This is a genomic window from Vibrio lentus, from assembly GCF_030409755.1.
In the GTDB taxonomy this organism is placed as follows: domain Bacteria; phylum Pseudomonadota; class Gammaproteobacteria; order Enterobacterales; family Vibrionaceae; genus Vibrio; species Vibrio lentus.
In genome coordinates, this window is sequence record NZ_JAUFQE010000003.1 from 200,582 (window position 1) to 213,284 (window position 12,703).

Here is a 12,703-nt window from a genome sequence, read left to right on the forward strand (position 1 = left end):
TAGAATGATGTCTCTTGATTAGTTTCTATATATGTATTAATTTTAATGTTATTGTAACTTTAAGAAAGGAGATAAAACTGATGAAACCTAGCCCTTTTTCCTTCTTTCTCTTCCCGAGAATGTCTTGGTATACCCTTGACCCATCAATAAAAAACAACTCAGAAACCTCTAATAGCTAATTGGGGTATAATTATTTAGCATTAGAATCTATGGTTATTTAGCCTACACTTATGCCAAATAAATCATAATCTACATTTATCTCCTTATTGATAACTTGAAATCATCATAAAAAGACGGGGGGACTAACTTCGAATTTCAATGATGATGTAATATTAGATGGTAAAGTTATGATACGACCAAAACTTGAAAACTTAAACACCTCTATTGGAAACTGTTTATTACAACGTAATGAATCAGGCGCAGAATTGATTCTTAGTAATAAAAAATCATTTTCTATCACAGCACCTGAGAGTTGTATACTTGAGACTCTCATTAAGAATGATAAGCTCATATCTACCAAAGAAGAGTTGGTCATTGCAGCTTGGGGGAGCCCGGATATCATTGGTTCAAACTCTTTACCAGTTGCGATTACTAATCTAAGAAAAGTATTAAAACTTGATAATATCAAAATCGTTAATATTCCAAGAAAAGGTTACAAACTTAATATCCCTGAATCTGAATCTTCGCTAGACTTCCCTAAACAGATAAAATTAAATCACTACCCTAGATACGCATTTTGGGGTATTTCTTCAACGATCTTAATTACAATAATAATAATAGGTAGTTATTTCTCTTTCTGGCATGAATTTGAGATTGTCAATGTCAATGTCAATAATCAATCTAGTCAAATATGTTTAACTAAAAAAGATGAACTAGAATTAATCTTAACATCTTCTGAAAAACAAGTCGCTTTTACCGAAGCCTCTCAGACGGTTCCATAATGGTTCCATAATATCTCGTCATTTATAATTATTCTAGAAGGATACAACATATAATCATAGGCTCTAGTGTACGATTTATTTAAGGTAATTAATTAAATCGTACAACTCTTTATCACTCTCTAACAACAAGGTAAAAAATTTTATAGTTAATGACGCCTTATATACTAAGGCACATTCCTACTCTCTTACAAAGAAAATGGCCATTCACTCTCAAGCTTTTCCTCTCCGACTTCATTGGGATTAATTATTAATAATTAATTTAAAACGTTATAACATAACAATTAATGTGATTTATATGTTAATAGTTAGAGATAATCTCAATGAAATGTAGTTATTACTTGAAATACCTCAGCATTGCAATTTTGGCTTTGAGCTGTATTACCAAGGCTTTTGCTTCGATTCACGTCAAGGACGTACTCGGAAGGGAGATAGATTTGGAAAAACCAGCAAGCAATATTTTCCTAGGGTTTTATTTTGAAGACTATCTGGCCATCGTGGGACCAGATGCGTACAAAAAAGTAGCTATTTTCCCAAAAAATTCTTGGAAAGATTACCGTCAATCTCAATGGGCAACATATAAAAAAATCATTCCAGAGTTAGAAACGATTATCGATTCAGGCTCTCTTTACACTGGTACTTTTGATTTCGAGAAGCTCTTATTAACTAAGCCAGATGTTGCGCTTATTGCGGCATGGCAATATGAGGCTCTTGATGAAAAAGTTGAAATCCTTGAAAAGAGTGGCATCAAAGTTGTAGTTGTGGACTTCAACGCTCAAACGCTTGAAAACCACGTTGCTAGTGCACGTATTATAGGTCAAGTAATGGGCGCAGAAGAGCGCGCAGAGACTATTGCAACAGAATACGAAAGCGCCATTAACCTGGTAAAACAACGTGTCATGAAACATCTGGAAAACAAAAAAGTACGCAGTGTGTATGTTGAAGCGGGTACAGGTGGGCCGAGTGAATACGGTAAATCTTACTCAACGACAATGTGGGGCAACCTTTTGAACATGGCGGGTGCCGATAATATCGCCAGTGGGATGTTTGAAGGTTCTGCTCAGCTAACGCCCGAATATGTTTTGAGTCAAGATCCAGAGGTAATCTTTATATCCGGAGCCCACTGGGCTAAGCATAGCGACAGCGCACTGCTTGGCTTCGACAGCACAATGGAAGAAGTGCAGGCTAGATACCGCCCATACCTAAACCGTCCTGGATGGAAACAACTCAGTGCGGTTCAAAATGGTGACGTTTACGGTATGTACCACTCAGGAACTCGTACTATTTACGATCACGTCTTCTTATTATACCTAGCGAAGTCGATTTACCCAGAAGCATTTAAAGACATTGAACCTAAGACATTACACCAAAATTTTTTTAAGAACTACATGCCGCAAGCGCTCAAAGGCACTTTCATGATTCAGGTGGAAGTAAACCATGAATAAAAGCATTAAAATGACGTCTAACCTTAATTCCAGCGGCGGTATTTATCAACGAATGCAGAAGCAGCGGAGTAAGATTTTGCTGGTCACCTTTCTGGCGATGAGCCTTTCCGCTTTGTTTGATATTGGTACTGGATCATCGTGGCTCGGTGTTGAGCAAGTTCTTGAAGCTCTCCTTGGTGGCCCCTCTGGTGACAACTTATCAACACTCATCGTCTGGCAACTTCGGCTCCCCATCACTCTCACCTGTATCATGGTTGGTGCCTCACTCGGCCTCGCTGGCGGCCTGATGCAAACCCTGCTAGCCAACCCTCTAGCAAGCCCCTATACCCTCGGCATCTCCGCCGCTGCTGGATTCGGTGCTGCCATGGCTTTATTAACCGGTTTTTCAGTGTTTGGTTTGCATTGGTTAGGCGTGCCGTTTGCCGCGTTTTTGACGTCTGGATTAGCGAGCCTAGCGATCTACCTTATTGGTAGGAGCCGAAATATGGACGCCAAAGTACTCATTTTATCGGGTATTGTCGTTCTGTTCTTTTTCCAAGCTCTCCAGTCATTAATCCAATATTTAGCGTCACCAGAGGTGCTACAACAAATTGTTTTTTGGTTATTTGGCAGTTTGTTGAAAGCGAGTTGGTTGTCCTTCTTTGTTTCAGGAGTCGTTTTCATGTTCAGTTTATTCTTTGCGCTGTCGAAAGTGTGGGCACTTACCGCCCTCACTTCGGGCGAAGATCGCGCACTGGCTTTGGGGATTAAGGCAAGCAAGTTAAGGCTACAGATGTTTCTGCTTTGCTCCTTATTAACTGCGGGCGCAGTGTCGTTTGTCGGAACCATTGGTTTTATTGGCTTAGTAGCCCCTCACCTCGCAAGAATATTAGTCGGCGAAGATCAGCGTTTCTACTTACCTTTGGCCGCATTAATGGGCGCGTTGCTTTTATGTACCTCGTCCCTTGTTGCTAAGTTGATCGTACCAGGCACTATCATTCCAATTGGTATCGTCACATCCTTAATAGGTGTCCCGATACTTCTTTATTTTCTAATAAGCAGGAGGTTTATCTAATGAAGTCACTTTCAATAGAAAATCTCGCCGTCACCGTAGGAAGAAAACTCGTTTTGGAGAAGGTAGAAGCGCACTTTTGGGGCGGAGAATTTTCTGCTATTTTAGGCCCAAACGGTGCAGGAAAGACGACCTTACTCAAGGCCGTCATGGGCATTATTCCTTCTGATGGGAAGGTTAATTCCAGTGGAGGGGACGGAAAAAAGTTAGCACCTAGCGCCTTCTCGTACCTGTGTCAGCTCAACAAATCATCCTGTCAATTAACTGTTTTTGAGTTTGTGTTGCTTGGCTTTGTGCATCAGCTGGGCTGGAATGTCACATTTGAACAAGAACAAAAAGCAGAATCCATCCTTATCTATTTAGGTCTGATAAATCTCGCTCCAAGACAGTTTTCTCAACTCAGTGGCGGTCAGCAACAGCTAGTTTCCTTGGCACAAGCGCTGGTTGCTGAGCCCGACGTCTTGCTTTTAGATGAACCAACAAGTGCCCTAGATCTTAGGCATCAAGTTCAAATTTTAGACCTTGTTCGTCAATATACACGAGCAAGAGGTATCATCACCATTGCAGTACTGCATGATCTCTCTCTTGCAGCTCGGTACTGCGACCACCTTCTTTTGCTTAGTGATGGCATCGTACAACACAGTGGTAAACCACAAGACGTGCTCGATTCTGAAAGGCTCAGCCAGATATATCAGGTTCAGGTGAACGTAGGTTGTTGCGTACATGGGCATACTCACGTCACCCCAATTCGGATCCTTGACACTGATTAAAAGCGTAATTGGAATTTATTATGACAATGAATAACAGGCATTATCAATTATTAATCGCTATATCTACATTTGAATCTCAGATCCAAGCTCTGACGCACTACAGTCTTGAAAATTGTGAGTGTTTTGCCCTTTTGCAGGAGAAGCTGGATGAATTATCTTCTTGGATTTTGCAAGAAAACCCTCAGGCCATTAGCAAAGAGTTGGAGGTTACCCCTGAGCATGACCGTCGAATTAAACAACTTCGTGAAACTACCATAAAAGCCTTGTGTATGTTGGAGAAGCATCAATCCCAATGTGCCAGAGAGCATCAGCTCAATCTCAGTGAATATTTATACCAACTGTCTGAAAACACCAAAATTGAACTAAAGAACGCAGGGATTGGAAACAACTCACGAGTGCTGTTTATCGGCTCTGGTTCGTATCCGATTTCTGCATTCACTATATCTCAGTTTACCGGTGCTGTAGTTCATGGCCTCGATATTGATGAGCAAGCAGTGACGATGGCGAATCAACTAGACTTATCTCACTTGTCGACCACTTTTAGCTGCAAAGATCTAATTACTGAGTTCGTCTCTTTTCGACCAACCCATGTCGTAATCGCATCTTTAGTAGAACACAAATGGGAACTACTTAAGCAACTTCAACCCCACCTTAACCGCTCTCACCGTATCTTAGTCCGGTTTGGCAACGGTTTGAAATCCGCATTCAATTACCCTTTTAACCCTAACCTCATTGAAGGATGGGGAACAAAACTGATCCCAAACGATACAGCTATATATGATACCGTTTTGATGGAGCGAGCAGAATGACGGCTTCATTAGGAAAAGTATTAATCGTAGGCACAGGTCCAGCCGCATTTCAGACAGCAAAAATCATTAAAAACCAGTGCGAACAATTAGGGTTAGTAAACCGCTCATCCGAGCGCTGGAAAGCCATGTTCGAAAGTTTACACAACGAAAGTATTGCACATGTTATTGCTGCAAAACCCTCTTTGGAGCCACTGGCTGGACAAGTGATATTTGATGCTATTTTTGAAGATTTACGAGCAGTAGGTGGAGAATGGGATACATTAGTTATAGTTACACCATCTCATGCTTATGCAGATGTTCTGGTAGCTTTACCCAAATCTTGTTTAAGCACTATAAAAATAGTGGTTCTCATTTCATCCTTATTTGGAGGGCACCAGCTTGTAAAAGGTATTTTTGCAGAGCTGAGTTTAGCCCCTAATGTGCTAGTGTTTTCCAATTACTTTGCAGCCACTAAATTCATAACTGGACAAGCTGGGGTTCGTGTCATTACAAAAGCAGTAAAAAAACGTATTTATGCATACTCCAGTCAAGCTGAATGTGCAGTCCTGAATCTGTTGGCTCAAACTTTAGCAGATGTCAGTGTCGCAGTTGTCGAGTTGGAAAATGGATTTAGCGTCGAGGGACGAAACATTACCTCTTTCGTTCACCCCGCATTTTTCATTACACCATTCTCGCTCAATCATATCTTAAGTGAGACGAGAGAAGTTAAGTACATGTACAAACTTTTCCCTGAGGGGCCGATCACAACCGAAACCATTCACACTTTGGTTGAACTATGGCGCGATATATCAAGATTGATGCTGCACTTTAACGGAACACCATTTAATTTGTTACAATTTCTCAATGATGACAACTACCCTGTGCATCCAGAAACCATCCATCGTAGTCAAATTAAACAATTCATGTCGCTCACACCAATAGAGCAGGAATATTTAGTTTACGTACGATATAGTGCGATTCTGATAGATCCTTTTTCTAAACCGGATACCAATGGATGCTACTTCGACTTCTCTGCCGTGCCCTACACCAAAGGCAAGGTAGAGGAAGGCGACTTGTATTTACCTCGAATACCCAGAGAAGATATACAGACTCTTTACTGGCTTCAAGTATTGGGTATAGAACATGGGATTGCATTACCGAGCATCAACCGTGTATTAGGCATGTTCGAATCTTGGTTAAGAGAGTCTCAACTCCCTAACCTCTTGATTGAAGAATGTCACACTCAAGCGCAAAAATACCTCGAGTGGGTACGCCGAGCAAACGAGCTTTAGAGAGAGACTCATGAGTAACGGTGTAACGTTAGCTATATTTTCTGCTTTTATTTTTAGTGTTATGAACGCACTTATTAAAGCGGCCAGCTTAACGATTCCTAGCTCTGAAATTGTCTTCTTTCGAAGCGCCATAGGAACGGTTCTGATTTCGTGGTTAATGTGGCAAACAAATATCAGGTTTTCTACCACGGGTATTCCATTGCTTCTGCTCCGAGGTCTGTTTGGGGCGTTTTATCTGCTGGCTTTTGTATACACCATTGCCCACATGCCTCTAACGGATGCCATCATTTTGGCTTACCTGTCCCCGTTCTTCGTTATATTGCTTTCCAGCCTGATTCTAGGCGAAAAGCTGCCTAGAAAAGCGGCGCTCCTTTTGCCTCTCGTTTTAGTCGGAGTCGCTTTAATTGTTAATCCTTTTAACTTTGACACGTTTAACCTCTACGCACTAGCAGGGATAGCAAGTGCTTTTTTCGCAGCGGCAGCCTCTATTACTATTCGCCACCTAAGCAAGACCCACCATATTTACGAGATTGTTTTCTACTTTCTTTTCACTGCTATGCTGGTATCAGGTTACTTAATGAAAGATGAGTTTGTGATACCACAGGGCCTTACCTGGATTTATCTGATTGCCATTGGTGTTGTATCACTGATTGGGCAAGTTTTTTTAACAAAAGCATTCAGTCATGAAAATGCTGGAGTGGTTGCAGTCACCCGCTATATCGGTCTGGTCTTCAACTTACTTTGGGGGGTTATTTTTTGGCATGAGATTCCAGGCTGGATGACGGCATTAGGCAGCATCACTATTGTATTCGCATGTATATACCTTTCTTTGAAGAAACAATAGCTCACTTTAATAATTAATGGCTCCTTGTATATAAAACAAGCCCAAATAGATAAACCTTCGTGGTGGTTGATTTAACTGAGTTATCCCACGTAATGAGAAACTTACTGCAAACCTTATACTGTGACTTTATCAACATTAGCGGCAAAATTCAGTGCATCACTACACCTGAGCCAACAGAGTCCGAGTGACAAGGCGATTAAGAATATCCCCAGCTTTGACCCGATCTTAACTGCTTCGATTGTTAGTGAAATTAGTTCTGGTGAAAAAATTTCAGAATGGTCAGCAGTTTTCGGCATGTTTTAGTCACTGATTGTGAATACGACGTTAATCGCCTTTCAAGCCTATGTAATTGAAAAGGTACTTATTGAATACGCAACTGAGTACAATAGCTGATGAAAAACGATGAACTACCCTTACGACAATCTTATTACGTAACAAGTTCATTGAAACCGTGGCTTTGAATAGACACTAAGGAGCGGAATACATCATGGCGCAGGTCGCACAGATGACCTAGAAAGCGTTCGGATATATGTTACAACTTGCTTTGCGCCCAGCCATACTGCATCTTCATCAATCTAAAAGGTCAGAGAACCACGGTTAATGAGTGATTAGTTATATTGATCCCAATTAGTTGTTTTTTGAAGAATTTTAGGAATAAGGCTACGAGAGAGAGTGAATGTAGCTGAGCAGATCGTAGGTTCTGAATTTAGTTTCAATGAATGACGCAACAAAACCAGTTTTAATGCGGGTACTTAAGTGACACGGTGTGCCACTTAAGTAATTAAGGTTAAACTCCCTCAAAAACGGGCAGTGCTTCGAACATAACTAATATATTGATCACAATGATGCCCACACCGTAAATAAATACACCAACCAACACCAACTCTCCTCCCGGTACTTGGTAAGGCTTTGATTTTTTATGACCTTCTTCATTCTCCTCAAAATTGTGAGAGGTTACTTGCAGCCTCGATTTCCTTGCTAACAAGGCCGGTACTATACATGCCCAAATTGCAGCGGCCGACGCCGCATAACCAATTGCAGCAAGAAAGCCGAAAGGAAAGAGAAGAGAGAAAATCAACGGCGGAATAAATGTGACCGCCCAAGTTTTGGTTCTGCCTTTCGAAGTGGCATCAAATTGGAATAAATCAGCTAAAAAATCGAATACCCCCAAGCCAACTCCTATAAAACTCGACAAAATAGCGGCCGCGGAAAAAGCGCTAATGACATTTGATAACGTCTCTTCTGCTAATACTGCTTTTAGGCTAATGAGTAAGGTATCTATATTGCCACCTTCGGCAATGATAGGTCCGAAACTTACTCTTGGTAAGTTCCCATAAATACTCATTAACCAAACGGTGTAAGTAAAAAGAGCGATGAACGTTCCACCCATGATGGCTTTTTGTGCGAGCCTTTCCTCACGGTAGTAATCTCGTAATGTTGAGACGCTATGGTGGTACCCAAACGCAGTCAAGGCAATGGGGAAAAAGACCCAAACGTATTGCGCATACTCAAATTTCAAATGAGCAGTATCAAGCAAAGTACTGAGATTAACATTAAACCAAAGGCCTACGGTGCCAAAGCTAAAGCTAATGATCATAAAAAGCATTAGCACAATCGAAATACGGTCGACCATTTTTGTTGAATGCCAAACTAGCCCGGAAAAGATAAAAACGAAAAGGATGGAGGCTAGTTGGGGGGCAATACCAAAATATTCATTCAAAATTAGCCCTGAAGAGGTGATATAGGCATACAGCAAGATCCCCCCAACAAAGTAAATCATTAGGTTATTAAAGAAATTAACCTCTTTACCTAACAAATCTTTCGTTATGGAAGAGAAAGATGACCGGTAAGGGTAATCTTTTAAAACTTCGAGCAATAAACAACCACTGGTTGTCATGATAATCATGGTGAAAACCAAAGCCATTAAAGCCCCGATGGTCCAAACTCCAGCCCCAGCAGCTGGGAGCCCAAGCATACCAGCACCAACGCAAATACATGCGACGATGCAAGCACCTCCAATAAGTGAGGGCGGCTTGGTTGTTATTGCTGGTTTTGCACTGTCCATAACCTGTTTTGTACTATCCATAAGTGGTTACCTTTCATTAGTCCGACATTGCTTTTATGTATGATCACCACCCCATCCGTTCTATCTAATTTCTTCTGAGGGATGACTATAAAAAAGCGCTAGAATCTGGACTCTAGCGCTTAAATCTTAGAAAAAAATAATAATTACAGACTAAATTAGGCACATAATCAGACTTAAACAGAATAAATTTCGTCTTGGTTTTCATCTTACTAAAGGATTATTCCCATGAGCGGGAGAAATCCTGATCTTTAAAGGCTGCTGCAAGGCCTGTGACCTGCTGCAATCGTAAAACCTCATCTTGGTCCATCCCTAGTTCGTAACAAATTTTGTTATTCGTCCAACCCATTTCTTTAAGCTGAATGATAAGGTCTGCAGTGAGCTCTACTTGATGGGAGCCTCGCGCAAGGTTATGACGAACAGATGCCGACATACACTTTTCTTCAGGTAAATTAAGTACCACTGCGGGGATATAACCTTTTAAGGCTTGTAACTCTGGGTTATTTAACAGTAATTGATAACGATGGAAGCCATCGATAACGACGTATTTTTTCGCTGCATTCTTTAAACGATTGACCAAAATAGGCATAGTTACGCCATTTTTCTCCATCGACGTTTTTAGGAGGTTACTTTCTGGAGGCGCCATTTTATTCGGGTTGTATTGGTTAGCTTCTATTTCATCAAGTGGAAGCATTTCAACATGACAAGCCGGCGGTAAATCAGGAATAAGCTCGATGAGTACTTTGGCGGCTTTATTGTAAATTGCTACCTTATCAATTACTTGTTTGTTCGAGTGATTGATAGATTTCAAAGGCTTCTTGGGACGATGCTGATAAGCTAGAATAGGCTCACTTTTCATTAGTATTACTCTCTTCTCCATAGAGGGCATGGTATTGCTTTGCTAAGGACTTGTTGTACCCAAAAGAGAGTCCTCGGCACCAATAATCATTTTTAATCAGTACTTTACAAATTCTTCTCCAACTAGGAACTTGCTTCCTAGATTCCAATTTACTCTCTGCGTAATCGGGGATGCAGGTCACTCCTTTTTGAGGACCGTTTTTACGCCACCATTGTAAGAATTTAAAAATTCGATCACGATAGTGTTGTTCAACATGTGGCGGCATAGTTTTTAGAAGGTATTTACTGTATTGCCGGTAGCTAAGCCCCGGTGGTAATTCAAAGCGATAATAACCAAGGATACGGCCCTGATTTTTTGAATACCGAGCGCCAAAGTTACAGCCTTCAACTCTGGCTACTAATTTTTGCCAGGTATGAGGCTCCAAAATTTGATATAACCAAAGCCCTTTTCTTTGCTCATCCCCAAAAGGTTGGCAAAGCCGTTGCTGTGAAAGAGGAACGCCAGCCTTATGCATTAAGTCGTAAATACAGTTGTAATCCCAATTGAAGCGCGAGTTAGCGATCCAAATATCTGGAGTTCTCCAATCATAAAGAGGGTAAGCCATGTAGACATCGCTCTGCATTTGAGTCGTCCAATATTTATCATCTAATTTCTTTTTGGCGCGATTTTTAATGGTTTTAAAACGATGTAAAGACTCATCCGCTCGTATACCAATGAGCACAGCAATTGGCGAGTCTTTCTTTTGTTGGTACCAACGAGCAAATTTAAAGACGAAATCCTCAAACTCCATACCTTTTTTAAAAAACGGGAAATACTCCAGATCGGAAATCACGCCTTCATGTTGTGGTATCTCTCTGACCCATTGCGCTTCCTTATCAGGATCCCAACAAAGCCATTTAGGCTGAAATTGTGAAATTGAATTTCTTAAGCTCAGCGGTAAACAAACCCAGTATGGATTTACTTCACCACGAAGTACCATACGCTCAATAAAAGCATGAGTTTCATGGTATTGGGCTTCGAAATCGACAATGAGTACATCAACAGGTAATCGACCACGTTTTTTTGATTCTTGGATAGTTAAATTCAAAAGAACACCAGAATCTTTCCCACCGGAAAACGAGACATAAAAGTGGCTAAAGTTATCGAGAAGGTACAATATTCTTTGGCGCGCTCCTTCGAGCACATTGTAATCCAGCTGAATCTTGTCTCGAGAGAAGGAACCTTTTCTTCTACCCTTGGTAATCATAGGTCCGCCAATTTATTAATATTCAAATAAAAATATATAAATCCCGTGTCTTTTATAAATTAATTATTGGTAATTAATGTAATTTTTAAGCACCGATTTAAAGCTTCACAGTAAAAGGGCCTCTCTTCCGTTTGTGGTGTAGGGAAGAGCGGCTTGGCTTACATTAAAAACTGAAGTGAATATTACCTCTTAAACCAACAACCCAGCTGTCATCAGCTTTTGAGTTATTCGGTAAAGAATAAAGATATTGCACATTAGGGGTTAGGGAAATCGGCCCCCAATTCATTCGGTAATAAATTTCTGAGTTATAAGATTCGTCCACTACCCTAGGGCTATTCGGTTTAGCCCAACCAACAGCAACACCAAGCAGACCAGGCCCTACCCCACTATATCCGGAGCCCAACACGACAGAAGATTTGTATAGAGCCTCAGGTCCTTGCGCGACACCGGCTCTGAAAAATGGTATCCATGAGCCCGTTTTATATATGGACGACCAATTTGCGCCATAGTTTTCGCTAGCTTGCTCTTTTCGCCCATCGCTGTGCCAAACGGTTAGGTGTGAATTCTTCAAATAAAAATCGTCTTTCGACTCCACCCAACCTATTTCTAGGGACTTAAAGTATTGATTATCATTAATGAACTGTTCAACACCATCGAAAGGCTTAGTCGAATCAGCTTTTGCATCAGAGAAACTTGCATAAAAATAATAATTTTCCGACATCATATGGCGTAGAACGCCGCCGAATGTTGATTCATCTGGGATTGGGATGGAACCAGAACCGGTACTAAACTGTAAGTTAGAAAAACCATAGTAAGGGTTACCCAACTGATAAGTATCAACATAATCAGTCGTATCTAAAAAACCAACCATCATATCGGTAGATTGTTTATTAAAGGTTTGTGTCCAATAAAGATTCGTTAACCTTAAACCTATATCACTAAAAGCGGGTTGGATTAAACCAAACCCTCCGACATTACCCATGACAAACTCAGAGGGCGTACTATCTGTATAACCGTGCTTATGATCGACCCTCAGCTGCAAAGCTCCAGTATCACTCTCTTTTTGGTATGCAAGCCAATTTAATGTAATGCGTGCTATGCCAGCCGCTGCGCTGCTCTCCTGATCCGACAAGTTTTCACTCGACGTTAAACCAAACACATAGTAATCCACCGCACCCTTTAGAGCCTTCTCTTCAGCAGCACTCGTCCACGTTGGTGTGATAAAAACGCCAGCACCGACAAGCGTTAACCAAAAACGCTTGGCTTTCTCCTTAAATGGGACTTTATCTCTCATATCAATAACTTCCTGTTGTTGTCATGGGGTTGTACGACTCAGCTCAACTTTATTGTTATTCAGTTGATTATTGATACGGATTTGGAAAATGAA

At 41.0% G+C, this 12,703-nt stretch carries 11 protein-coding genes and 1 pseudogene; 8 read left to right on the forward strand and 4 right to left on the reverse strand.

The annotated features are described in order from the left end of the window. Nucleotides 1-347: 347 nt before the first annotated feature. The 8 genes and pseudogenes from QWZ07_RS26145 to QWZ07_RS26535 all read left to right on the forward strand — a co-directional run. A complete protein-coding gene (locus QWZ07_RS26145) occupies nt 348-941 on the forward strand; it encodes a winged helix-turn-helix domain-containing protein (RefSeq protein ID WP_192854037.1) in 594 nt (197 codons plus the stop codon). A 320-nt stretch (nt 942-1,261) separates the two neighbouring features. After that, a complete protein-coding gene (locus QWZ07_RS26150; protein ID WP_192854038.1) occupies nt 1,262-2,383 on the forward strand; it encodes an ABC transporter substrate-binding protein in 1,122 nt (373 codons plus the stop codon). Continuing rightward, on the forward strand, nt 2,376-3,437 hold the full coding sequence (locus tag QWZ07_RS26155; RefSeq protein ID WP_192854039.1) for a FecCD family ABC transporter permease: 1,062 nt from the start codon (nt 2,376-2,378) through the stop codon (nt 3,435-3,437). Before QWZ07_RS26150 ends, QWZ07_RS26155 begins: the two co-directional genes overlap by 8 nt. Beyond that, nucleotides 3,437-4,204 carry an ABC transporter ATP-binding protein gene (locus QWZ07_RS26160; protein ID WP_192854040.1) on the forward strand — a complete coding sequence of 256 codons (768 nt, stop codon included), beginning with the start codon at nt 3,437-3,439 and terminating at the stop codon, nt 4,202-4,204. The genes QWZ07_RS26155 and QWZ07_RS26160 overlap by 1 nt, the downstream gene beginning before the upstream one ends. A 20-nt stretch (nt 4,205-4,224) precedes the next feature. After that, entirely contained in the window at nt 4,225-5,013 is a 789-nt protein-coding gene (locus QWZ07_RS26165) for a nicotianamine synthase family protein (RefSeq protein ID WP_171750927.1), read from the forward strand. Then, on the forward strand, nt 5,010-6,284 hold the full coding sequence (locus QWZ07_RS26170; protein WP_192854041.1) for an opine metallophore biosynthesis dehydrogenase: 1,275 nt from the start codon (nt 5,010-5,012) through the stop codon (nt 6,282-6,284). The genes QWZ07_RS26165 and QWZ07_RS26170 overlap by 4 nt, the downstream gene beginning before the upstream one ends. A gap of 10 nt (nt 6,285-6,294) precedes the next feature. Then, on the forward strand, nt 6,295-7,128 hold the full coding sequence (locus tag QWZ07_RS26175; protein WP_171750929.1) for a DMT family transporter: 834 nt from the start codon (nt 6,295-6,297) through the stop codon (nt 7,126-7,128). A 77-nt stretch (nt 7,129-7,205) separates the two neighbouring features. Beyond that, a pseudogene (locus QWZ07_RS26535) lies at nt 7,206-7,423 on the forward strand (IS110 family transposase); the annotation flags it as partial. 492 nt (nt 7,424-7,915) lie between these two features. Here QWZ07_RS26535 and QWZ07_RS26180 read toward each other — a convergent pair. The 4 genes from QWZ07_RS26180 to QWZ07_RS26195 form a co-directional block, all read right to left on the reverse strand. Further along, nucleotides 7,916-9,214 (reverse strand): aromatic amino acid transporter, encoded by a 1,299-nt coding sequence (locus QWZ07_RS26180; protein WP_192854042.1) that lies wholly within the window; start codon nt 9,212-9,214, stop codon nt 7,916-7,918. 217 nt (nt 9,215-9,431) lie between these two features. Next, on the reverse strand, nt 9,432-10,070 hold the full coding sequence (locus tag QWZ07_RS26185) for an IbrB-like domain-containing protein (protein ID WP_171388194.1): 639 nt from the start codon (nt 10,068-10,070) through the stop codon (nt 9,432-9,434). Then, on the reverse strand, nt 10,060-11,316 hold the full coding sequence (locus QWZ07_RS26190) for a phosphoadenosine phosphosulfate reductase (RefSeq protein WP_171388193.1): 1,257 nt from the start codon (nt 11,314-11,316) through the stop codon (nt 10,060-10,062). Before QWZ07_RS26190 ends, QWZ07_RS26185 begins: the two co-directional genes overlap by 11 nt. A 163-nt stretch (nt 11,317-11,479) precedes the next feature. Then, on the reverse strand, nt 11,480-12,610 hold the full coding sequence (locus tag QWZ07_RS26195; protein WP_192854043.1) for a carbohydrate porin: 1,131 nt from the start codon (nt 12,608-12,610) through the stop codon (nt 11,480-11,482). Nucleotides 12,611-12,703: the final 93 nt, after the last annotated feature.